Source organism: Nostoc sp. NZL (genome assembly GCF_015714705.1).
In the GTDB taxonomy this organism is placed as follows: domain Bacteria; phylum Cyanobacteriota; class Cyanobacteriia; order Cyanobacteriales; family Nostocaceae; genus Nostoc; species Nostoc foliaceum_A.
Window position 1 is genome coordinate 54,541 of record NZ_WBKL01000119.1, and the last position, 23,706, is coordinate 78,246.

General features: G+C 41.5%; 21 protein-coding genes, 1 tRNA gene and 1 pseudogene. 16 read left to right on the forward strand and 7 right to left on the reverse strand.

Annotated features, from left to right (window positions below; translation table 11 throughout):
• Positions 1–120: 120 nt before the first annotated feature.
• The 3 genes and pseudogenes from recQ (at position 121) to F8R90_RS16795 (ending at position 3,672) form a co-directional block, all read left to right on the forward strand.
• Entirely contained in the window at positions 121–2,280 is a 2,160-nt protein-coding gene (gene recQ / locus F8R90_RS16785; RefSeq protein WP_196511689.1) for a DNA helicase RecQ, read from the forward strand.
• Between the two features lie 101 nt (positions 2,281–2,381).
• Positions 2,382–2,953: pseudogene (locus tag F8R90_RS16790) on the forward strand (Uma2 family endonuclease).
• 491 nt (positions 2,954–3,444) lie between these two features.
• Positions 3,445–3,672 (forward strand): transposase family protein, encoded by a 228-nt coding sequence (locus F8R90_RS16795; protein WP_196511690.1) that lies wholly within the window; start codon positions 3,445–3,447, stop codon positions 3,670–3,672.
• A gap of 216 nt (positions 3,673–3,888) precedes the next feature.
• Here the strand turns inward: F8R90_RS16795 and F8R90_RS16800 are convergent, their stop codons facing one another.
• Entirely contained in the window at positions 3,889–4,134 is a 246-nt protein-coding gene (locus F8R90_RS16800; RefSeq protein WP_196511691.1) for a hypothetical protein, read from the reverse strand.
• Positions 4,135–4,413: 279 nt separating this feature from the next.
• Between F8R90_RS16800 and F8R90_RS16805 the strand changes: the two genes are divergently transcribed.
• Both F8R90_RS16805 and F8R90_RS16810 read left to right on the forward strand, forming a co-directional pair.
• Positions 4,414–6,390 carry an AMP-dependent synthetase/ligase gene (locus tag F8R90_RS16805; protein WP_196511692.1) on the forward strand — a complete coding sequence of 659 codons (1,977 nt, stop codon included), beginning with the start codon at positions 4,414–4,416 and terminating at the stop codon, positions 6,388–6,390.
• 42 nt (positions 6,391–6,432) lie between these two features.
• Positions 6,433–6,882, forward strand: coding sequence for a YlqD family protein (locus F8R90_RS16810; RefSeq protein ID WP_069072569.1), 450 nt, complete (start codon positions 6,433–6,435; stop codon positions 6,880–6,882).
• Between the two features lie 36 nt (positions 6,883–6,918).
• Here F8R90_RS16810 and F8R90_RS16815 read toward each other — a convergent pair whose 3' ends face one another.
• Positions 6,919–7,464 carry a hypothetical protein gene (locus F8R90_RS16815; RefSeq protein ID WP_196511693.1) on the reverse strand — a complete coding sequence of 182 codons (546 nt, stop codon included), beginning with the start codon at positions 7,462–7,464 and terminating at the stop codon, positions 6,919–6,921.
• A 426-nt stretch (positions 7,465–7,890) separates the two neighbouring features.
• Here F8R90_RS16815 and F8R90_RS16820 point away from each other — a divergent pair, with 426 nt between their 5' ends.
• Positions 7,891–9,192, forward strand: coding sequence for a dihydrolipoamide acetyltransferase family protein (locus F8R90_RS16820; protein ID WP_196511694.1), 1,302 nt, complete (start codon positions 7,891–7,893; stop codon positions 9,190–9,192).
• Positions 9,193–9,363: 171 nt separating this feature from the next.
• On the forward strand, positions 9,364–10,278 hold the full coding sequence (locus F8R90_RS16825) for an Rpn family recombination-promoting nuclease/putative transposase (RefSeq protein WP_196511695.1): 915 nt from the start codon (positions 9,364–9,366) through the stop codon (positions 10,276–10,278).
• A gap of 69 nt (positions 10,279–10,347) precedes the next feature.
• On the opposite strand, the gene F8R90_RS16830 is transcribed toward F8R90_RS16825, so the two are convergent.
• Both F8R90_RS16830 and F8R90_RS16835 read right to left on the reverse strand, forming a co-directional pair.
• On the reverse strand, positions 10,348–11,160 hold the full coding sequence (locus F8R90_RS16830) for a class I SAM-dependent methyltransferase (protein WP_196511696.1): 813 nt from the start codon (positions 11,158–11,160) through the stop codon (positions 10,348–10,350).
• Between the two features lie 90 nt (positions 11,161–11,250).
• A complete protein-coding gene (locus F8R90_RS16835; RefSeq protein ID WP_196511697.1) occupies positions 11,251–12,432 on the reverse strand; it encodes an RtcB family protein in 1,182 nt (393 codons plus the stop codon).
• 318 nt (positions 12,433–12,750) lie between these two features.
• Between F8R90_RS16835 and F8R90_RS16840 the strand changes: the two genes are divergently transcribed.
• The 8 genes from F8R90_RS16840 to F8R90_RS16875 all read left to right on the forward strand — a co-directional run bounded on the left by F8R90_RS16840 (position 12,751) and on the right by F8R90_RS16875 (position 19,666).
• Entirely contained in the window at positions 12,751–13,638 is an 888-nt protein-coding gene (locus F8R90_RS16840; RefSeq protein ID WP_196511698.1) for a class I SAM-dependent methyltransferase, read from the forward strand.
• The gene (locus tag F8R90_RS16845) at positions 13,635–14,363 is read left to right on the forward strand and encodes an HAD family hydrolase (RefSeq protein WP_196511699.1); all 729 of its coding nucleotides are present in this window, start codon (positions 13,635–13,637) and stop codon (positions 14,361–14,363) included. Before F8R90_RS16840 ends, F8R90_RS16845 begins: the two co-directional genes overlap by 4 nt.
• 65 nt (positions 14,364–14,428) lie before the next feature.
• A tRNA-Ala gene (locus F8R90_RS16850) sits at positions 14,429–14,501 on the forward strand.
• 696 nt (positions 14,502–15,197) lie between these two features.
• Positions 15,198–15,698: a DUF2231 domain-containing protein gene (locus F8R90_RS16855; protein ID WP_190895663.1), complete on the forward strand. Its 501-nt coding sequence runs from the start codon at positions 15,198–15,200 to the stop codon at positions 15,696–15,698.
• A complete protein-coding gene (locus tag F8R90_RS16860; RefSeq protein WP_196511700.1) occupies positions 15,695–16,312 on the forward strand; it encodes a DUF2231 domain-containing protein in 618 nt (205 codons plus the stop codon). Before F8R90_RS16855 ends, F8R90_RS16860 begins: the two co-directional genes overlap by 4 nt.
• A gap of 52 nt (positions 16,313–16,364) precedes the next feature.
• Entirely contained in the window at positions 16,365–17,291 is a 927-nt protein-coding gene (locus tag F8R90_RS16865) for a cytochrome c oxidase subunit II (protein ID WP_196511724.1), read from the forward strand.
• A 13-nt stretch (positions 17,292–17,304) separates the two neighbouring features.
• Positions 17,305–18,966 (forward strand): cytochrome c oxidase subunit I, encoded by a 1,662-nt coding sequence (gene ctaD / locus F8R90_RS16870; RefSeq protein ID WP_196511701.1) that lies wholly within the window; start codon positions 17,305–17,307, stop codon positions 18,964–18,966.
• A gap of 97 nt (positions 18,967–19,063) precedes the next feature.
• Positions 19,064–19,666 carry a cytochrome c oxidase subunit 3 gene (locus tag F8R90_RS16875; RefSeq protein WP_196511702.1) on the forward strand — a complete coding sequence of 201 codons (603 nt, stop codon included), beginning with the start codon at positions 19,064–19,066 and terminating at the stop codon, positions 19,664–19,666.
• Positions 19,667–19,810: 144 nt separating this feature from the next.
• Here F8R90_RS16875 and F8R90_RS16880 read toward each other — a convergent pair whose 3' ends face one another.
• The 3 genes from F8R90_RS16880 to F8R90_RS16890 form a co-directional block, all read right to left on the reverse strand.
• Positions 19,811–20,590, reverse strand: a complete 780-nt coding sequence (locus tag F8R90_RS16880) for a hypothetical protein (protein ID WP_196511703.1) — start codon at positions 20,588–20,590, stop codon at positions 19,811–19,813.
• Positions 20,591–20,930: 340 nt separating this feature from the next.
• Positions 20,931–21,767: a CheR family methyltransferase gene (locus F8R90_RS16885; protein WP_196511725.1), complete on the reverse strand. Its 837-nt coding sequence runs from the start codon at positions 21,765–21,767 to the stop codon at positions 20,931–20,933.
• A gap of 220 nt (positions 21,768–21,987) precedes the next feature.
• Positions 21,988–22,524, reverse strand: a complete 537-nt coding sequence (locus tag F8R90_RS16890) for a hypothetical protein (RefSeq protein ID WP_196511704.1) — start codon at positions 22,522–22,524, stop codon at positions 21,988–21,990.
• Positions 22,525–23,009: 485 nt separating this feature from the next.
• Here F8R90_RS16890 and F8R90_RS16895 point away from each other — a divergent pair, with 485 nt between their 5' ends.
• Positions 23,010–23,585, forward strand: a complete 576-nt coding sequence (locus tag F8R90_RS16895) for a Uma2 family endonuclease (protein WP_196511705.1) — start codon at positions 23,010–23,012, stop codon at positions 23,583–23,585.
• The last annotated feature ends 121 nt before the right edge of the window (positions 23,586–23,706 follow it).

The window sequence follows — 23,706 nt, forward strand, 5'->3', positions numbered from 1 at the left end:
CTTGCTACTAAAGAGCATAGTAGAGAAAGGCAAGTCTTCCCAAAGCTGCCAAAGATGTGAGTTAAAATCCTGATATCTTCATAACTACCCACGCAGAACGCCTCCGAAAAAGCGATCGCTATGCTTCAGTATCCTCATCTCGAACAAGCGCTAAAATATCACTTCGGTTACGACCAATTCCGCCCCGGACAACGGCAAATTATCGAAGATGCGCTGCAAAATCGAGATTTAATGGTTGTAATGCCGACTGGTGGGGGAAAATCACTGTGTTTTCAGCTACCAGCATTGTTAAAAAATGGACTAACGGTGGTGGTGTCGCCGTTAATTGCTTTGATGCAAGACCAAGTAGAAGCACTGCGAAATAATAATATTAACGCGACATTTCTCAATAGTAGTTTGAATGCTTACAAGGTGCGATCGCGGGAAGAAGCCATCCTTAGCGGTAAAGTAAAATTACTATACGTCGCCCCTGAACGCCTCTTGAGTGAAAGGTTTCTACCATTTCTCGATTTAGTTAAAGAAAAAATCGGTATTTCTAGCTTTGCTATTGATGAAGCGCACTGCGTTTCTGAATGGGGACACGACTTTCGTCCAGAATATCGCCAGTTGAAATCTCTGCGGAAACGCTATCCTGATGTTCCTACCGTCGCCCTCACCGCCACAGCAACCGATCGCGTCCGTAGTGATATCATTCAACAACTAGGACTAAAGCAACCTAGCATTCATCTTGCCAGTTTTAACCGTGAAAATCTTTATTACGAAGTTCGTCCTAAAACTAAATATGCTTACGCTGAATTATTAGAACTAATTCGAGAAACTGAAGGTTCGACAATTATTTATTCTTTAACTCGTAAAAAAGTTGATGAACTCACTTTTAAACTACAAAACGATAAAGTTATTGCTCTGCCTTATCACGCCGGATTAAGTGATGAAGAACGTAGTAGTAATCAAACGCGATTTATTCGAGATGATGTCCGGGTGATGGTGGCAACAATCGCCTTTGGGATGGGAATTAATAAACCCGATGTGCGGTTGGTAGTTCACTTTGATCTGCCTAGAAATATAGAAAGTTATTATCAAGAATCGGGTAGAGCAGGTAGAGACGGAGAACCATCTCGGTGTACAATATTTTTCAGCTTTGGTGATGTTAAAACAATTGAATGGAGTATCGATCAAAAAACTGATCCTCAAGAACAGTTGATTGCCAAACAACAATTGCGGCAGATGATCGATTACGCGGAAGGTACTGATTGTCGGCGAACGATTCAACTGGGTTATTTTGGAGAAAGGTTTCCTGGGAATTGCGGTAACTGTGACAATTGTCGTCATCCCAAACCCATGCAAGATTGGACAATTGAAGCCATGAAGTTTTTATCTTGTGTGGCTCGTTGCAAAGAAAGATTTGGGATGCTACACATAATTGATGTGTTGCGGGGGGCAAAAAAAGACAAAATTCTCCAATACGAACACGATAAACTTTCTACCTACGGTATTGGTAAAGATAGAACTTTAGATGAATGGCGAATGTTGGGGCGATCGCTACTACATCAAGGGTTAATAGAACAAACTAGCGATGGTTACTCAGTTTTAAAACTAAATGCCTTAAGTTGGCAAGTAATGCGAAAACAACGCACAGTTTCGTTAGCTATAACCACAGTCCAAAAGATTACCTGGGAACAGGGGAGTGAAAAAGCAGAAGAAGCAGAAATATTATTACAGAAGTTGCGATCGCTACGTAAAGAATTGGCTGATGAGCAATCTGTACCACCTTACGTCATCTTCCACGATTCCACTTTAAAATTGATGGTACAGGTGCAACCCCAAAACTTAACTGAATTTGCCAAACTTTCTGGTGTAGGTAGTCACAAACTCGCTCAATATGGCGAAAAGTTTATTACAGAAATTCGCGCCTACCGCCAAGAAAAAGGTTTGCAAAATAAATCTGTTACTTCCGTATCCTCTCCCAACTCATCTTCTTCTTACACCGAATTACAGACATTACAATTACATCAACAAGGTTTAAATATCGCTCAAATTGCCAAAAAGCGGAACCTTAGTCCGGCAACAGTTAGCAATCATTTAGAAAAACTAATTGAGAAAAATCAGCCAGTTGATTTAAATCAATTAGTACCTTTAGAACATCAACAAAAAATTTGGCAAGTTTTAGAAGTACTCGGTGACATTTCCCTCACTCCCATCAAAGAACAATTAGGTGAAAGCTACACTTTTGATGAAATTCGCTTAGTACGGTGTAAGTGGCGGCGTGAAAATCGTAAGTGATGATTGAAGAAAAATACAGAATTCAGAATCAATTAGTCTGATTCATAAATTCTATTTTATTAAAATACAAAAGCAATATTAAAGGAGTTAGGAGTTAGCCAATGAGTCAGATGCTTAATACAGGAGTACGCTGGACAATTCACGATGTGGAACTGTTAGCAGAAAACGAAGGGACACGCTATGAGATAGTTGATGGAGAATTATTTGTGACTAGGGCACCTCACTTTAAACATCAGCAAACTTGTGGCAGAATTTCCGACAACTTGATGTTTGGTCGGAGTTTAGTGGTTTAGGAGAAGCTGTAATCAACCCCGGCGTTTTGTTTCCAGAATCAGATAATGTGATTCCTGATGTAGTTTGGGCTACTAAAGAAACCTTGGCGCTAACATTGGATGAGGCGGGACACTTTACTGGCGCACCAGATTTAGTAGTCGAAGTTTTGTCTCTTAGCAACGAAGACCAAAGACGAGATAAGGAAGCAAAACTTAAACTTTATTCTTCCAGAGGAGTAAAAGAATATTGGATTGCTGATTGGCGATCGCGTAAACTAGAGGTCTATCGGCGCGAACAAAGTCAACTTAGCTTGCTAGAAACTCTATTTAGTAGTGATAATATAATTTCTTCCCTATTACCTAGTTTAAGCTATACTGTAGACCAATTTATCCCTATATAAATATTTATTTTTGGTAGATATGTACACCCACTCTTTTCCCAAAACAAGATGTATATAACTTATCATGAGACATCGCCTTGCACCAATAACTCAATTTTCTCCTCATCAAGGCGATATCTAGAGATAATCAGCTTATCATTAAGAAAAACTGGGGATTTCAGAGTTGGAATCTTGTGATCTAAGAGCAGATTGTGAAGGTGCAGCTTTTTGGCTTTTGGCAGACAGAATTACAAATAGCAGCTTAGGCAGTGCTAGGCATGCAACAGTATTTAACAGCGTTAGAAATATACCATCTATCAAACTCATGTATTAATCTTCTCCGTTTTAAAATTGGTGTTGACTATATTTTTAGTTTGAAGCAAAACCAGTACAATTGCTTACAAAAATAATTTTAGATTTCTTGTAGTGAATATAAGCTAAACAAATATGTTTTTTTATGGTAACTATTAATTTTTAAATACTCTCTTAGAGAAAAGAATTTTTGTAATTTAGTGCTAAGACAGTTAACAATCGACCAGAAAAAAGAAAACAAGGAGTTTTCATCCAAACGAGTATTTGTTGAACATCGAATTCGTTCAGTAAAAATATTTCGAGTTGTTCAAGAAAGATTTCGGTTAAATCCTAAAAAGTATGAACAAGTAATTTTGACAGTTTGCAAAGTAGTAAGATTGCGAATTGGGGCACTTGTATTACCAGCAGAGATATACGCGATCGCATGATGTGAAAATAAACGCACATAACTACGTTGTTGTCTGATTATCAACAACAAGCACCTAAAAGCCCTATTTGATCGTATAAACTAGCCGGATTGCCAAACTGGCAAGCGCACCTATAAGCTAGTTACAGAGGTACTTTGGGAGTTTTCGGCGATGTCTATTTAATAGCTGGTCGTCGGAAGCACTAAGGAATTTTTACTGGCAAATAGTAATAGTCCATCAATTCGGAGAACACTTAACACAGAAATCAGGACTGAATTTACAAAATTGGCTACCTGTTACTGGGTAAGCTGTACAATAAGGAAAACTGGTAAGTTCAATTTTGGCTGCTTGTAATTTGGAATCATTCGCCAACGTTTCAGTAACTTTGGTTCTATCAGCCAGAAGGATAGCTAAAAGCTTAGGTAACGCCATGCAAGCAGCAATATTGAGCAGCGTTAGTAGTATAGTGTCTATCAAATTCATAGGTAATCATCCCCTGTGAAACGTAGGCGTAGGCGTAGCCCGTCGTAGACATCGCTGTTTTTATCTACAAGCATAATGTACATATAGCATTGATGTTCAGTCAATCTATTGCTTGCAGTCTATGTAAATTAACTTTAACATAAATTTTTGTAAATATAAACGTGAAATTCCTGGAATTATCATACACAGAGGGGTATGTGGATAATAAGGATTGATATTGTAGCGTAATAACAAAATAAGCTGGAAAACGATCAGTTTACGATATTTAGGTAAGGTGTTATGTCAACAACCCAAACCGCGTCTTCTTTTTTATCTAACATTAGTGAGCGAGAACGCCAAGCCCTAAAGCGGTTGGTAGATTACACAAATGTGGAATCGCTGCCAGAAATTTGGCCTTTGGCAGCTCAAAAATTTGGTAATATTGTTGCCCTCCGCAACCCTCACGCTAAACCAGAAGTAGCGATTACTTATACCCAGTTGGCAGAGCAAATGCAACTATTTGCTGCTGGGTTACAGGCTTTGGGAATAAAAGTAGGCGATCGGATTTCTTTAATTTCTGACAACAGTCCTCGCTGGTTTATTGCCGATCAAGGCATAATGACTGCTGGAGGAGTTGATGCGGTGCGTAGCTCCCAAGCAGAAAAAGAAGAACTGCTGTTTATCATCGCTAATAGTGGCAGTACGGCAATAGTAGTTGAAGATTTAAAGACACTTAAAAAACTGCAAGACCGCCTTCAAGATTTACCAATTCAGGCGGTAATCTTACTTTCGGATGAAGCACCACCGACAGACGAAACCCTAAAGGTGCTGAATTTTGCCCAGTTGCTCGAAATTGGGAAAAATCATAATTTTGTGCCAGTCAAGCAAAATCGTGACGCTCTGGCAACCTTAATTTACACCTCTGGCACCACAGGTAAACCCAAGGGTGTGATGCTGTCTTATAGCAATTTGATGCACCAAGTGACAACCTTTGGCACAGTATTGCAACCAAATGCGGGCGACATTGTTCTCAGTATCCTGCCTTCATGGCACAGTTATGAGCGGACTGTTGAATATTACTTACTATCTCAAGGTTGCACGCAAGTTTATACCAACTTACGCTCTGTGAAAGCAGATTTGAGACAATTTAAACCCAACTACATGGTGGGTGTACCCCGCCTGTGGGAATCGATTTATGAAGGAGTGCAAAAGCAGTTCCGTGAGCAACCAGCCAAAAAGCAACGCCTAATTAACTTTTTAATGGGTATTAGCGAAAAATATATCAAAGCCCGGCGAGTTGCTCAAGGATTGAGTTTAAATAATCTTCATGCTTCATCCCTTGAACGATTAGCAGCTAAGATACAAGCAGCTGCTTTATTACCTCTCCATGCCTTAGGAGAACGACTGGTTTATGCCAAAGTGCGAGAAGCCACAGGAGGACAAGTCAAGCAGATGATTAGCGGCGGCGGTGCGCTTCCCAGACACATAGATAACTTCTTTGAAATTATTGGTGTGCAGATTTTGCAAGGCTATGGCTTGACAGAAACTTCTCCTGTTACCCATGTACGTCGTCCTTGGCGAAATTTGATTGGTGCATCAGGACAACCACTTCCGGCTACAGAAGCTAAAATCGTCGATCCTGAGACAAAAGCGCCTCTACCAGTAGAAAAGCGAGGCTTGGTTTTGTTGAGGGGGCCGCAAATTATGCAAGGCTATTATCAAAATCCGCAAGCGACAGCGAAAGCAATTGACGCTGAAGGTTGGTTTGATAGCGGCGATTTGGGTTGGCTGACACCACAAAACGACTTGGTGCTAACTGGCAGAGCAAAGGATACGATTGTATTGACTAACGGCGAAAACATCGAGCCGCAGCCAATCGAAGATGCGTGTCTGCGATCGCCATATATCGATCAAATCATGCTCATCGGCCAAGATCAGCGCAGCCTGGGAGCCTTAATTGTCCCCAATGTCGAAGCTTTAGAAAAATGGGCAGCAAGTCAGAATCTAACGCTGGATACGCAGAATGATCAGGTGACTTCTTCACCTAGTCAAAAAATTGACTTGGAGAGTAGAATGATCCAGGATTTATTTCGGCAAGAATTGAATCGGGAAGTGCAAAATCGTCCAGGCTATCGACCGGATGACCGCATCGGGACGTTCAAGCTCATTCTGGAACCGTTTTCCATCGAAAATGGCTTGATGACACAAACACTGAAAGTTCGACGACACGTCGTCACGGAACGCTATCGCGATATTATTGACGGCATGTTTGCCTGATGATTCCACCTCCCAATTAGTAAGAGTGAACGTGAAATATTTATGGATGTCTCCAAATCTAACTTGCTCCTGAAACGTGTTGTTAACGTCAAAGTCATTGTGACTCCCCTCTGGAAAGAGGAAGTACAACAGCAGTTGCAAACGCAGATCAATCAACTTGACCAGCAACTGCAACAGCTAGACGTTGAAGGACAAAGAGCGATCGCTGCAATTCAAAAGCAGAGTCTGCAACCACCTGGTCCCCAGACCCTCCAACAAATTGACAATATCCAACTCCAAGTCAATCAAAAGAAAAGTGAATTTTTAGAGCAGAAAAATCAATTGCTGCAAAACCTCCAGCAAGTGCAATTTCTTCAGCAAGATCAGGAAGTCAACCAATTCCAAATGGAAGGCTTTTTCCGGGTAGAGACGGGTGATAACCTGATTAGCAAAATGCAGGTCGAAATCGTTCTGCGCGATGGTGTTGTAGAAGAAATTCGCGGCGACATTTAGAAAGTTATGAGTTATAAGTTTCTCACTTTTAACTTCTCACTCCTCACTCCTCACTTTTAACTCCTGACAAATGTGATTTAACTTTGTGTGGGAGCGGCTCCCAGCCCAACATTCCACCTGGGAGCCAGCCCAAACAATTTGCCAGACTGGAGGTGAGCTAGTAAAAAGCGATCGCCCGAAGGTTGTCATCTCAACTCGATATTTAATACCAACTGAATCATCACCCCGCTTGGTTTGCGTAATCGTCACAAAGGCTTGATTCCGTTGCGGATAAGCTACCTCTACCTTTCGCGTTCCTCCCACCGATGCTATGCCGTCAAAGGCATTCAGGGCGAGGGTAGCAGGATCACTACCTTGGAGAGATGAGTTGATCTTTTCTAGAGGTATAGTTTTATAATCGAAACGCTCTGAGTATGCCACAATTTCTTGAGACTGATGTATTGCTCCCACCTGCTGGGTTTGTCCGTTACTAGTCTCAAAAATCGGTGCGGATGTCTGGCGCTGGGTAATATATACTCCAGCGCCAGCAGTGGCAAAGATACCGAGTATCACAATCAAAAAGAATTTTAGCTTTGCCGACATAAAAGTAAACAGGAATTTCAAATAGGTTTATTACCAATTTTGAATTCTAGATTGAACTGCATCCCATATCCTCTACCCGTGAGAAGCTCCTGTATCTTAAGCAGTGATTATGAGGTATATGAATAGCAATTCCATTTAATCTGTGAGAAACTCGTGGTGGTTTTTGCAAGTCAACGACTAAAACGAGATGGCGATATTGGCTAACCATTGAGGATAGCTCTGTATTATAGACCTCCAATTCATATTTAGGTTCCTAGAGTCAATCGATTGGTCATTAGTCATTAGTCAAAAGCTAATGCCCCATGCCCAGTCCCCAATACTCAACCTAAAATATAAAATCTCCAGTCCAAAACTCTCCCGCCAAGATACAATTCGATCTGATAAAAGCTGTTAAAGTCCATAAACCATTGATTCCCAAACCACCCTATGAGCATTCACGAAGTATTTATGCCGGCTCTGAGTTCTACCATGACCGAAGGCAAAATCGTCTCCTGGGTGAAATCGCCAGGGGACAAAGTGGAAAAAGGCGAAACAGTGGTGGTTGTAGAGTCAGATAAGGCAGATATGGATGTAGAAACCTTTTATGAGGGATTTCTTGCCCATATCATAGTTGAAGCTGGTGAAACTGCCCCGGTAGGATCTGCGATCGCCTTCATAGCCGAAACGGAAGCTGAAATTGAACAGGCCAAATCTCTTGCCAATTCCGGCGGCGTGGCTGCTAGTGCTACCTCATCCCCAGAACCAATCCCTGCCACAGCCTCAGCGGCAACTCCTGCCTTAGCGTCTCAAAACGGGTCTAACCACAAAGAAGGAAGACTTGTAGTTTCACCTCGCGCCCGCAAGTTAGCCAAAGAACTCAAAGTTGATTTAACTACACTCCAAGGCAGTGGCCCCCACGGCCGCATTGTCGCCGAAGATGTAGAAGCATTGTCCAATAAGGGCAAACAACCCGCTACTTCCCCAGTTGCCCCGCCAGCACCTGTACCAACCAGCGCCCCAGTTGCACCCCCAGCACCTCGAACACCAGCACCTGCACCAGTGGTAGCTGCTGTTCCTGGTCAAATCGTGCCTCTAACTACCTTCCAAAATGCCGTAGTGCGGAACATGGTAGCCACCATATCCGTGCCCGTCTTCCGTGTCGGTTATACAATTACCACTGATGGGTTAGACAAACTTTATAAACAAATTAAATCCAAAGGCGTGACAATGACAGCGCTACTGGCGAAAGCTGTAGCGATGACTTTACAAAAACACCCACTTTTAAATGCCAGCTACTCAGACCAGGGTATTGTTTATCATTCTGATATCAACATTTCCGTAGCAGTAGCAATGGATGATGGCGGATTAATTACACCTGTGCTGCAAAATGCAGACGCAGTGGATATTTATTCTCTATCCCGTACTTGGAAGTCTTTGGTAGAACGTGCGAGGGCAAAACAACTACAACCCCAAGAATATAACAGTGGTACTTTTACCCTGTCTAACTTGGGGATGTTTGGCGTAGATAAATTTGATGCGATTTTACCGCCTGGACAAGGTTCAATTTTAGCGATCGGGGCATCCCGTCCGCAAGTGGTAGCAACACCCGACGGTTTATTTGGTGTGCGGCAACAAATGCAAGTCAATATTACTTCTGACCATCGCATTATTTACGGTGCCCATGCTGCGGCGTTCTTGCAAGATTTAGCGAAATTGATTGAGACAAATCCTCAATCTTTGACACTGTAGTTTTGAAAAGACACCAAATTTAAATGTTAGCGCTATCAGCGAGCATTAGTTTGTCATAGAGTAGCGCTAACAATAAACAATACCTAAACTTAAATTTTTTTATGGACAAACTATGTAGAGGTGTGGCGATATCACGTCTCTACATTAGTTTCTCTCCAAACTGATATCACAGTGACATACGACAACACTCTTAAATATCTGGTTGAGCAGTATCCAGAAGATTTTATCCGCTACTTACTTGTATCTGAAGCAACGGATATCCAGATTCTCAAAACAGAATTAAATCAAGAACCAATTCGTGCCGATTCTGTAACTTTTTTGCAAACTGCCAATCAAATACTGCATTTAGAGTTTCAAACCTTACCAGCATCGACTCCACCCTTGCCACTGCGGATGTTGGACTATTGGGTGCGGCTATATCGACAATACAATTGTGATATCGAGCAGGTAGTAATTTTCCTTAAACCTACAACTTCAGAAGCTGTCTTTGTAGATCGATTTACTGCCCGCAATACTACGCACCATTACCGCATCATCCGAATTTGGGAACAAGATCCAGAACCTTTATTGTTATCTCCTGGTTTATTACCTCTGGCAACTTTGGCGCGAACGGATTCTCCTCAAAGCTTACTTCAACAGGTAGCAGTTCAAGTGAGTATGATTGGAGAAGAAGCCACCAAGCAGAGTATATCGGTATGTACCCAACTTCTAGCAGGGTTGGTATTCGAGCCAGAACTAATTCGTCAGTTTTTGAGGAGAGAAGATATGAGAGAATCTGCCATTTATCAAGAAATTCTCCAAGAGGGACTTCAAGAAGGGAGACAACGAGGCATTGAACAAGGCATTGAACAAGGTATTGAACAAGGCATTGAACAAGGTATTGAACAAGGCATTGAACAAGGAAGACAATCAGAACTGAGGCTAGTGATGCGTCTATTAACTCGTCGGCTCGGTTCAATTAATTCTCAATTACAATCTCGGTTGCAAGATTTGTCGCTGGCTCAGTTAGAAGACTTGGGTGAAGTACTACTAGATTTCGCCAGTGAAGATGATTTGATGAATTGGCTGAATAGAGTCGAAGCTTAGAGCTATTCGTTACTTACAAGCTACAACAAAATTCTCCTTTTGCTCAGTCGCACACCAATCTTACTTGCTTCACGCCTTTTGGCCAGTTACAAAAAAAGTCAGATTTTCGTACCAAGATTTTTGCTCTGTCGCCTCTGCTTCAATTTTTTGACGATACTCTGCTTTTAATTCTGCCATTTGCTCTGATGAAACTTGTAACAATGGGTTTTCTCTAGGATGAAACCATCCTCCATTCCATTCTCTAGCTTGATCTAGATTGCGGTAGAAACCTAATTGTTGTGTCTTGGCTTCAATATCTTTAAAACCAGCTTCTACAAGCAGATTATGACACTTTTCGGGAGTGCCTGTCGGCTCATTGATATTTGTCAGAAAAATATCATGTTTGCCACAAATTTCGATTATGAGTGGCGCTCCACATGATTGCTCAGAGCAACAAGAAAAACTCACAACTCCCCCTGGTTTGAGAAAACCATACCATTTACGTAGAGCAGCAAGAATATCTTTAAAATACACTATCGCTGTAGAGCAAAGAATTACATCAAAGCTTTCATCATTGAAATTTATGTACTCAGCATCAGCTTCAATTAGTTCGATATTTTGCAAACCTAATTCTTCAATTTTCTGTTGTGCTTGAGCTAGCATACCTGAAGAAAAATCTACTCCAGTTACTTTTCCTTCAGAACCGATAATTTGTGCAACAGCAATGGCAATGATACCTGTGCCAGTTGCCATATCCAATACTTTTTGTCCCTTTTGCAGTTGAACTAAATCTAGTAGAGGTAGAGCGCGATGAATTGTATAATCGTTATCGTAGCTAGTTCTGCTATCAAAGAAATCAATTACTTTTTTCTTATAGTGCTGTTCGTATTCACTATTTTGCATGACAAATCTATTTACTTAAAATAATCATTTATTCTTCAGCGTATCTTTGCGTTTAAAAATGAAAAAGGTGGGCACTACCCACCTACAAATTTATCCCTTAACACAAAGAACTTGCTTGAGTGTTGCTACAACTTCAACTAAATCTGCTTGATTTGCCATAACTTGCTCAATAGGCTTATAAGCACCAGGAATTTCATCTAATACGCCCTCATCTTTGCGGCATTCTACGCCATTTGTTTGCTCAATTAAATCATCAAGTGTGTAGACATTTTTTGCCTTATTTCTAGACATCAAACGCCCTGCACCGTGGGAACAAGAACAGAAGCTGTGGGCATTACCTTTACCCTTAACGATGAAAGACTTTGCCCCCATCGAACCAGGAATAATCCCATAATCTTCAGTCTGGGCGCGGACTGCACCTTTACGAGTAACGTATACATCCTCATCAAAATGCACTTCTTTTTCGGCGTAATTGTGATGACAATTAACCTGTAATAAAGGTTTAGTTGCTTTCCCACCTGCCAGATGCTTCTCAACTATGTGCTTAAAACGCGCCATCATCACATCGCGGTTGACACGCGCATAGTTTTGTGACCATTGCAAATCGTGCCAGTATGCTTGGAATTCTGGCGTACCAGCGACAAAGTGAGCTAAATCAGGGTCAGGCAATTTATTACCTGCCATTTTTGCTAATTCCCTGGCCGTGTGAATATGACATTGGGCTAGTTTATTGCCGATGTTACGCGAACCAGAATGCAGCATCAGCCAAACTTGATTCTCTGTATCAAGGCACACCTCAATAAAGTGATTTCCTCCACCGAGAGAACCCATCTGTTTCATTGCTTTACTTTGTAGGTCTTGCACCCCGCGATGCAAGTCTTTAAAATCATCCCATTGTTGCCAGTTGATAACAGATTTTTCAACGTCTTTGTTTTCGTTGAATCCAGTAGGGATTGCAGCTTCAATATCCAGGCGGATTTTCTTCAGTTTCCCTTCCAGTTGTTCGGCGGTAAATGATGTTTTGATGGCGCTCATACCACAACCAATATCCACACCAACAGCAGCTGGTATAATCGCCTCTTTGGTTGCAATTACAGAACCAACTAAGGCACCTTTTCCTAAGTGAACATCTGGCATTAATGCCACGTGTTTAAACACAAATGGTAATGATGCCACATTCTTTGCCATCTTAGTTTCTTCTGGGCCTAAAGAGTGATTTGCCCAAGATAAGACGGGTGCTGGTGTGGTAATTTCTAACTTTTCGTAGGGCATAATCTCTTCTATTTTAGATTTTAAATTTTAGTTTTTGGATTGGGCATAGGGCACTGATAATTATCGCTCTGCTTTATAACCCATTACCTAGTTATTTGTAGCAATTTAAATGTTGTATTGTCTTTCATTTGGCTCCTTCAATTTTCGTGAAGCTGAAGAACTACTTTTAGGAGTAATGTCTTTATACTACAAGTGTAACTAAATAAACTACAAATGTCAACCTCTCACTCCAGAGGGAAAGCAGATATTTTCCAAATGTATTAAAATTTGTAAAGAAAATTACCCTGCTTAAATAGCCCCTTAGAGTTCTGACACAATATGGCAGTGCGTCAAGATACAATCTGGGAACGTTTTTTATCCCCTGTAGTGCGTCTTTTGATTGATGAAGATGGATTACAGCGTTACGCTGATAGTATTGACTGGGAGAAAGAGTGCGATCGCTATCGACGAGATGATGTGATAATTCCCCCGTACTACAGCAGTCAAAACTTTCACGGTATTACAGGCGGATATCTCAATTACGGTGCAGCAGTTAGTTACGATCCGATTACGCAATATGTTCTGCCGCCGAATGAAACTATTATCCGTCAGGCTTTAATTGATGCCGTCAAGGTAAAACCACGACGCATACTTGACTTAGGCTGTGGTACAGGTTCCACTACCTTAATGTTAAAGCAAGCTTTCCCCCAAGCGGAAGTTATTGGTTTGGATTTATCACCCTATATGCTTGTAAGGGCAGAAGATAAAGCTAGAAATGCTGGTTTCGATATAGTCTGGCGACATGGAAATGCTGAAAAAACTGGTTTGAGTGATGCAACATTTGACCTAGTAACAGCTTCTTTGCTATTCCACGAAACACCAGATGCGGTGTCCCTAGCAATTTTGCGGGAAAGCTTCCGGTTGCTGGTAACTGGAGGGCAAGTATTAATTCTAGATGGGAATCAGAAGACTCTGCGTCAGTTAGAATGGCTTAATGATGTTTTTGAGGAGCCATATATTCGTGAGTATGCTGCCGGTAGCGTGGACGCGAATATGGGTGCAGCTGGATTTGAAGCTGTGCGATCGCAGGATGTATGGTGGATACATCAGTTAACTAGCGGCGTTAAACCGAGCACAACTGAAAATATCCGTCAATATACTGCCACATCAATAGATAATAATGATTTGGAGGGACTTGGATCTCCAGCGTTTGGCATAATGGCATGAGTTTAAAGGCAGTTCTCTTTGATTTTAATGGTGTCATCATTAACGATGAGCCAATCCACCTGCAACTGATAGATGAGATTCTCATTCAAGAAAATCTCCAACCCCAACGCGTAAATGAGCGTCAAGCTTCTCTAGGACGCAGCGATCGCGCTTGTTTTCAGCAACTACTCGCTAATCGTGGTAGAGTCGCTAACGAAAGCTATTTAACTCAGTTGCTATACCGCAAAGCCCAAGCCTATGTGGTGGAACTAGAGAAAATCGAGAAACTGCCTTTATATCCAGGTGTAGAAGACTTAATATATCAGGTGCGATCGCGTAATCTGAAACTAGGTTTAGTCAGTGGCGCTATTCGCCAAGAAATAGAATTGGTACTCCATCGATCTAAACTGGCTGAACATTTTAAAATTATCGTCGCGGGTGATGACATTACCACCAGTAAACCAGAACCCGATGGTTATCTACTGGCAGTGAAACGTCTAAATAAAGAATATCCAGAATTGAATCTTCAACCACACGAGTGTCTGGCAATTGAAGATACTCCAGCAGGTATCGAAGCGGCGAAGCGATCGCAAATGCAAGTTGTTGGTGTAGCCAATACTTACCCATTCCATATGCTCCAGCGCTGCTGTAACTGGACTGTTGATTATCTCAGTGATTTGGAAGTCGAACGGGTTCAGAAGGTTTATTCTCAAAAACAGCCTCAACCATCGGTAACTGAATGTTAGAATAATCTATGGTGATAATGTTTTGAGTTAATGAGTAATAGTACTCTTGACTTAAAACCGATTAAGGGGAATTAGCTCAGTTGGTAGAGTGCTGCGATCGCACCGCAGAGGTCATCGGTTCGAATCCGTTATTCTCCATTTTTACTTTAAAAGTCTATCAGAAAAATGACATCATTTACTTTAAAAGTGGTGAGAGAATAATAAAAGCAGAAATATAGCTCAAAGAGTTTTGTGGCAAGGCTTTGAGCTTGTTAGACAGCTATCGTAAAACTGGACATTAATTCTTTAAAAGTGACAATAATTATTTAATGTACAACAATGAAATTAAACAATTTGGTGAAAAACACCTGCAATGTCATTTGTATTACAAATAAATATTTTAGGATTGTGAAATAGGTTACAAAAAAAATATTTCATTTAGGCTTTTTAATATTTTAATTAATGCCAGAATCGCTACATTACGAGAATAATTTACTGCTAAATAAGTAACTTTTAAAATTTTAATTATTATTGCTTTGACAATTCATAAAAATTTACTTAAGCTAAAAGATAGGTTAAGCAAATCAACAAACGACAGTGATTTGGTTTAGCTACATCAAAAATTGCTGTTGCAGACTATTGGCATGAGGAAATTAATCGCAACCAAAATTATTTCCTGTAGGCAAGTTTACTAGATTTGTCTACCAAAAGCTAAGACATGATTAAGCGTATTACACCGCGCAGATATTGAACAGATTCTAGTCAATTATGGATAGATACTTGTGGTGATGTTAGCGAGTATCCATCGATTATTGAAGTTTGACCAAAGTGCGGTAGATATGTCCAGGAGAAACAATGCTTGAGTATTTGACATCTTTGAACGACCACAATCTACCCTATCCAGATACGATTCATCCCATCGTTGTCCACTTCGTAATTGCGATGGTATTGTTTTCCTTTTTCTGCGATGTAGTTGGCTATTTTACTGGTAAAACCAGTCTTTTTGAAGTGAGTTGGTGGAATATGTTAGTTGCGACGATCGCCATCTTCGTCGCGATCATTTTTGGTCAGTTTGAAGCAGGTTTAGCACAGCCTTACAGCCTCGCTAAATCAGTGCTGAATTTACATACGCTGATTGGCTGGTCGCTTTCGGGAATCATCACGGCAATTACAGCTTGGCGCTATGTAATTCGTGCCCGCAACCCGCAAAAAATATCAATTTATTATTTGGGAGCCGGGTTAATTTTGACCCTGATAGTTGGCTTGCAGGTATATCTCGGAGATGAACTTGTTTGGGTGTATGGATTGCATACAGTGCCAGTTGTGGAAGCAGTAAAGGATGGTCTGTTGCGATGAATTCAGAATTAATTGATCAATTGAGCGGCTCTTTAGGTGCAAACGGATTACCTTACACAATTCCCATTCATCCCAACTTAGTCCATCTGACAATAGGTTTGTTCATCATTGGAATGACCTTTGATATTGTCGGTGTTCTGTTCCCCTTTGAAAAATGGGTCTTCAAATTTTTAGCAATTACTGTGGAACGTGACAACTTATTTGATGTTGGCTGGTACAACATGCTAGCTGCCAGCATCATCACATTTTTCACAGTGGCAGCAGGCTTTTACGAAATGCTGTTGGCAACACCACCAGCTGATATGAAAAGTGCCTGGGGATTGCAGGCAATGGAAACTATGCTTTGGCATGGTGTGGGTGGTGTGTTCTTATTAGCGCTGATTGTTGTCCTGACCATCTGGAGAGGATGGCAGCGCTTCGTTTGGGCCAAACAAGAATATAAACAGACAGATAGAGAAGTGCAATGGATCTATCTGTTGGCAGGCATAGCAATCATGTTCATTCTGTACGTCCACGGGACACTAGGGGCGCAAATGGCTGCCGAGTTTGGCGTACACAATACAGCAGATAATTTGCTGCGATCGCACCAAGACCTCAATACAACACTCAAGTAAGTATTAGTCATTTGACTAATGACCAATGACCAATGACTAATGACTAATGACCATGAAAATCCAGAAGATTTTAAATATTTTGACGCTGCTTACAGGCGCGATCGCAGTGACTATTACCAGTCTCTGGATCGGGAAGCAGGCTTACTCCTGGCTTCCTCCCCAAGCAGCAGCCGAATCCCTACTAATTGATGATTTGATTAGCTTCTTAGTAACCCTTGGTGCCTTCATCTTCTTGGGAGTAACAAGTACTCTGATGTATTCTGTGATCTTCCATCGGGCAGTCAAAGATGACTTCACTGACGGCCCCCCAATTGAAGGTAATATCACCTTAGAAGTTGTCTGGACAGCAATTCCAATTCTGTTAGTGTTGTGGATTGCGGGTTACAGCTACCAAGTTTACGAACAAATGGGGATTCAAGGCCCATCGGAAATAGTTCACCTGCATAATCCGTTGGGAATGGAATCGGCTTATGCAGAACCAAAAGATGCCCCAGCCAACGGTTTAGCAGAACCTGTAGAAAAAATCGACGTACTAGCTAAACAGTGGGCGTGGGTTTTTCATTATCCCGAAAGAGATATTACCAGTACCGAATTGCATTTACCTAGCGATCGCAGAATACGTTTAGCCCTGAAATCACAGGATGTTTTGCACGGCTTCTATATACCTGCATTTCGCCTCAAGCAGGATATTATTCCCAACCATGCGATCGACTTTGAATTTACTCCCATCCGCCCCGGACAATATCGATTGACCGATTCTCAATATAGCGGTACATACTTTGCGACGATGCAGGCGAATGTGGTTGTCGAATCTCCTGAAGATTATCAGCAATGGCTCGCCCAAGCTGCAACCCAAAAGCCATCCGTAGCAAATAATCAGGCAGCTTCTGAGTATGCCCAAACATCCAATCAATCAGTCCAAACTGGTTGGGTTACAGTTCCACCTGCTGCACCTCCTCTAGTCAATTCACCTGGTTGAAAGGAAAGTAATCATGACTAATGTTCCTATTGAAGGTATCCTTCTCCCTGATGAGAAGCATAACCACGAATCTCCAAGTAATTGGAAAGAATACTTCAGCTTTAGTACTGACCACAAGGTAATTGGTATTCAGTATCTCGTTACCTCATTTTTCTTCTTTCTCGTCGGCGGTATCTTTGCGATGGTGATGCGGGGAGAACTGATGACACCCGAATCAGATTTAGTCGATCGCACCGTCTACAACGGTATGTTCACCATGCACGGCACTGTGATGCTGTTTTTGTGGACATTTCCCTCACTCGTTGGTTTTGCCAACTATTTAGTACCCCTGATGATTGGGGCGCGAGATATGGCATTTCCTCGCCTCAACGCCGTCGCCTTTTGGATGGTGCCAGTAGTCGGAATTATCATGATGGGTAGTTTCTTTGTCCGTGGTGGTCCAGCCCAAGCCGGTTGGTGGTCTTACCCGCCAGTAAGTCTCCAGAATCCCACAGGTAACTTGATTAATGGTCAAGTTCTCTGGCTCTTAGCGGTGGCAATATCCGGCGTATCCTCAATTATGGGGGCAGTGAACTTTGTCACCACAATCGTGAAAATGCGGGCCCCAGGAATGGGCTTCTTCAAAATGCCCTTGTTTGTCTGGGCAGTATTTAGTGCCCAAATCATCCAACTATTTGGACTACCTGCATTAACAGCTGGTGCAGTGATGCTGCTACTTGACCTCACTGCTGGCACCGCCTTTTTCGACCCTGCTAGGGGTGGGAATCCAGTTATGTTCCAGCATTACTTCTGGTTCTACTCCCACCCCGCTGTTTATGTGATTATTTTGCCTATCTTCGGCATTTTCTCAGAAATCTTCCCAGTTTATTCACGTAAACCTCTATTTGGTTACAAAGTAGTTGCCGTTTCATCAATGTTGATTGCCGTAGTCAGCGGTATCGTTTGGGTACACCACATGTACGTCAGTGGTACACCAGGCTGGATGCGGTTGATTTTCATGTTGACGACGATGTTTGTATCTGTCCCCACAGGAATTAAAGTATTTGCTTGGGTAGCAACTATTTGGGGCGGTAAACTGCGGCTAAATACCCCAATGCTGTTTGCCTTGGGTGCATTAGTCATGTTTGTGTTCGCCGGAATCACAGGCATCATGCTTTCCTCAGTGCCGGTCGATGTCCACGTTAACAATACCTATTTTGTGGTGGGACACTTCCACTACGTCCTCTACGGCACCGTGACAATGGGCTTGTACGCTGCCATCTACCACTGGTTCCCCAAAATGACTGGGCGGATGTACTCCGAAAGCTGGGGTAAAATCCACTTCTGGTTAGCCTTCATTGGCACCAACCTCAACTTTTTGCCCATGCACCCATTAGGATTGCAAGGGATGTTACGCCGAGTTGCTTCCTACGCCCCAGAGTATACATTCTGGAATATCATCGCTAGCTTGGGCGGATTTCTCTTAGGAATGTCTACCTTACCCTTCATTTTCAACATGGTGATTTCTTGGATGCAAGGCGAGAAAGCACCAGCTAATCCTTGGCGTGCAATCGGACTAGAGTGGTTAGTTTCTTCACCCCCCCCAGTAGAAAACTTTGAAGAAATCCCCATCATCATCTCCGAACCCTACGGCTACGGCAAATCAGAACCCTTAACATCCAACCTCCCAGAATAAACGCAAACTATCGGGAAGACGCAAAAACCCTCCGCGTCCCTCTGCGCTTCCCTCCGCGTTCCTTTGCGTTTCAAATTCCCCTCAAACTAACAGCAAAATGGACAGTTATATCAATCCAGATGAATTGCACCACACAAGCGCAGAACATACCCATGACGAAGAAGGCAACAAGATGTTTGGCTTCATTGTCTTCCTACTGTCTGAAAGCGTCATTTTCTTAAGTTTTTTCGCCGGATATGCCATCTACAAAACAACAACCCCTAACTGGCTACCAGCTGGTGTTTCCGGGCTAGAAGTAAAAGAACCGACAATCAACACAGTAATTCTTGTCGCCAGTAGCTTTGTAATTTACTTAGCAGAACGCGCCCTGCAACGCCATGACTTAGTAAAATTTCGCCTGTATCTCTTGACAACAATGGCGATGGGTACTTACTTTTTGGTTGGGCAAGCGATTGAATGGAACGGCCTAGATTTTGGCTTCACCACAGGAGTATTTGGCGGGACGTTTTACCTGCTAACAGGTTTCCACGGTTTGCACGTTTTCACCGGCATTCTGTTGCAGTCGATTATTTTGGTACGTTCTTTCATCCCTGGCAACTACGATACAGGTCACTTCGGCGTGAACGCGACTTCGTTGTTCTGGCACTTCGTCGATGTTATCTGGATTATTTTGTTTATCCTCATCTACGTTTGGCAGTAAATAAGTAGAGGGAGTAATTACTCCCTCTACTTATTTCTCTTTAGACTAATTCAATTAATGATTTCAACACATCCTTGGGTAAAGACGCGATTCATCGCGTCTCTACAAATGGTATATTTGTCGCATTCTTTTTTCAAATTGGTATTATACTAAATAACTCGTATTTGGCACGATCGCAAAAAAGGCATACTCATACCAAGCAGTCCAAATAAAACTGCGAATCCATCGCTGGCGCTTTTCGGGACTCAATTCATATTCAAACGCGCCACTAGATACATCAATGGAAGATAGGTGAGAGTTACAACCGCAGCCGTGTTGATAAGTAAAACCGTATTTAGAAGCAATACTTTGCACCTTCATCTGAATCGCAAACACTTTACCTGCATGGAGTATGGCATCCCAAGCCCGTTTGTGTTCGATATCGCGCTGATCAAATCGTAAGGCGCGTTCTTCAAAAACATGATCGCGGTAAATTGGTGCTAGATGCACATGATAGAAGCTGGCAGGTAGTTCATAACCAAACTCGTTGAATAAATCTATGCCAATGCGAGCCACTTTTACCTCATCAGCATACTCTGTCCCCTTTGACTCCACATCACGGAGAATTTCTGCAAAGTTTGGATAGCTGTGTTTGAGAAAGTCTTGCCCAAAAAACTCTAGGGTCTCCCATGCTAGTTGCCCAAATAGCTGAGAAAATGAGGGTATCAAGTGAGCTAGTTGGGGGCGATCGCTAAACAAGTCAACATCACCATGCTCTAATTTATATAAGAACAACTGTGCCATCTCCAGATAGCTTTGGGGATGAGAAAGTCCGACACTCGTGGTTCCTCTAGCAATGTCTTGCCATGTAGAAGGTAGTTGAGAAACGTGAACCGCATTTTCTCCAGCAATGACTGCAACAGGAGGACATTCGAGAAGCTGCATCGACAATCTCCTTTAAGGCTTTAATGTATAATTTACCTTAAGCGATGCCTAGCAACAAGCCGCTGACGCTCCTTCTCTGCGAGACGCTACGCGAACGTCGCTACCGCTTCGCTAATGCGTCTACGCTGTATCTATCTTCTGAACACAATTAAAAATGTTTGACAGACTGTCTTTTGACAGCAATGTCTACGACGGGCTACGCCTACACAACTTTATTCATAATATTTTTACTGAAAAATACTTAGTGCTAATTTGAATACAATTTTAGTTAGATTCTCTCTATTTTTACGGTTAAATCTAACTAAATCAGATTCATCTAGTGGTTCAAATGATCTGGATTTTAAACACCAGCTATTTTCTTATATAGTTTTTCACCTTTGACTATCTCTTCATAGTGCTGTTCATAAGGGGTAAACCTGATGGATTCTTGTTTTCCTAATCCCAAGATGCCAAAGGTGCAGAGACTATTATAAAACAGTTCGTGTACCCGCTTTTGAAGTACCTGATTGAAATATATCAGGACATTACGACAAAGGATGACATTAAACTCATTAAAAGAGCTATCAGTTGCTAAATTATGCTGGGCGAAAACAACATTTTCTCTTAGAGATGCTCGAAAAATAGCATTATCATAAGCTGCTGTATAATATTCTGAAAATGACTTCTTACCGCCTGCTTTCAGGTAAAGCTGAGTATATTCTTGCATCAGTTTCAGGGAAAAAATACCACTTTTGGCACTTTGTAATACTTTCTCATTAGTATCAGTGGCATATATGCGGCAACGGTGGTAAAGCCCTTCTTCTTGTAGTAAAATTGCCATTGAGTAGACTTCTTCACCAGTCGAGCATCCAGCGTGCCAGATGCGAATAAACGGATAAGTTTGCAAGAAGGGGATAACTTGATTTCTGAAGGTGTTATAAAAGCTGGGATCACGAAACATTGATGTTACGTTCACCGTCAGAGCAAGCAAAAATCTTTCCAAATAAGCACGGTTGTGGAGTAACTGTTCTTGCAATGCAGAAACATTTGCGAACCCCTCTAATTGCATGAAGCTTTGAATGCGGCGCTTGAGTGAGGAAAGAGCATAATTGCGAAAGTCATAACCATAGTATTGATATACACCTTCTAACAGCAGATGTATTTCTATATCCTCCAAGGTAGGCTTGGGCAAAGTCATAGTACGAATTAGCATATATGTTGAGCCAGTTAATTAAATATGCTGGCAATACAACGAGTTAAACTGCTTGGAGTTAGCCAAACAAATATTTCCCAAAATACCTGATGGAAAAAAATTATTCCCACTTTAGGCTGTCAGGGTTTTTAGAACCCAAATGCATCTTACGCCGAAATGAGCTTACTGGATCTATTAGATTGAATAATGTTGCTACTTATGGGTTTCAGTTTAACCTAGCGGCTGTTACTCCTAAAACAGCGATCGCTATTATTGAAATCCCAGCGAGCAATCTTACCTGATAGCGCAGATTTTTAACCTCTTGGCTCAGATTTTCTCTCTGTGGTATCGAGTATGGTTGAAGTTCTGAAACTTCAATAGGTACTTCTTGGGGTATATTTTGGATACTTCCAAAAGTCACCTGCGTATGCAGCCAATTAGTAATCAGTTGAGGACAGTTTTTCTTAAACCAATTTAAAGCCAAAGTTCTAAAAACTGGTTTGGACATTCGCGCAATTAATTTCATCACCCTGTTTACGGGTTTTAGGCGAAGCTTTTGGTTGATCAGATTGACTGAGCCAACATCATAGAGACAATCCATAATTAGTTTCACAGTGGCTTCTTCACTGTTAATCAAGTTTTGCAGTAAAAGCAGAACATCGTGCATACGCTCTGCTTCAATAACCTTTTCTGCCAAGGTTTCTGGAGAATTTACTGAAGGACTTACGGTTGTATTTAAGGCGTTTTGTCTTACTATCGTCATATTGGTAACATAGCAGCCATAATAATATAAGTACACCTATCTACCGAGAGAAAGATTTTTTATCTAGAGAAATAATCTAAAAGCCAAAATTTGTTCGTGAGACACATGATTATATCGTGTCTGTAAAAAAGCCATTTGTCTAGTTCTTATGAAACTTTTATCTACTTTTGGGTAAATAAAATTTTTTATTGAGATACTAATACCTCAATTTGTACAACGATCCGTTCAATTCCTCAATGATTACAGTGCTTCTAGTCTGCGGGACGGCATCTACAAGCGTCCGATAATACCAAAGAGTTACTTATTTTCCCCCTGAAAATTCAGGAGCAAAGCCAGAGACGCTCCGTTTCCGGTTAGGAGAACTCCACCAAATAAAGCGTTTGTGCCAATTTGATAACAGACTACTCCAGACGCAGAGGTCGCCAAGGATCAAAGGAGTACAGAGCTAAAATTGAAATATCTATCAAGCTTGCTATGGCATTATCATGACCAGCGAAAAAATAACGGTGCAGTCTTTGTATACTGTCACTGATGAAGAATTAATGCTGATGAGTTCGCAAAATCCAGAACTGCGGTTTGAACGCAATGCTAATGGAACTTTAGAAACTATGCCTCCAACTGGTGGAATTTCTGGTAATCGAGAAATAAAAGCAGGAGCCTATCTGTTCAATTGGGTAGAAAGTCAGGAGCTTGGTGAAGTTTTTGGGCCGAGTACTGGTTTTAAATTAGCAAATATGGCAGTGCGATCACCTGATGCTGCTTTTGTGGCTAAAGGACGCTTACCAGAAGGTTGGGATCAACAAGAGGACAAATTTATTAACTTAGCACCAGATTTTGTAATTGAAATTCGTTCTAAAAATGACAGCTTGACAAAACTCAAAGCCAAAATGGAAGAATATATTAGCAATGGTGTTCAGTTAGGATGGTTAATTGATAGTAAAAATCAGCAAGCTCTAGTTTATCGACGAGATGGTTCAATTACTCAATATCTAGCTACGGCAATATTAAGCGGTGAAGATGTTGTGCCTGGGTTTATATTGCCTTTGAAAAAATTATTGTAAAAGCGCTACCTCCGGCTGGCTACACCTAAGCACTGTATCCAAAATTAATATGATAATGTGTCAATCCAAAATTCGATTCTAAAGTAGGTTGCGAAATTTTTTATTAATTTTTTATTAAATA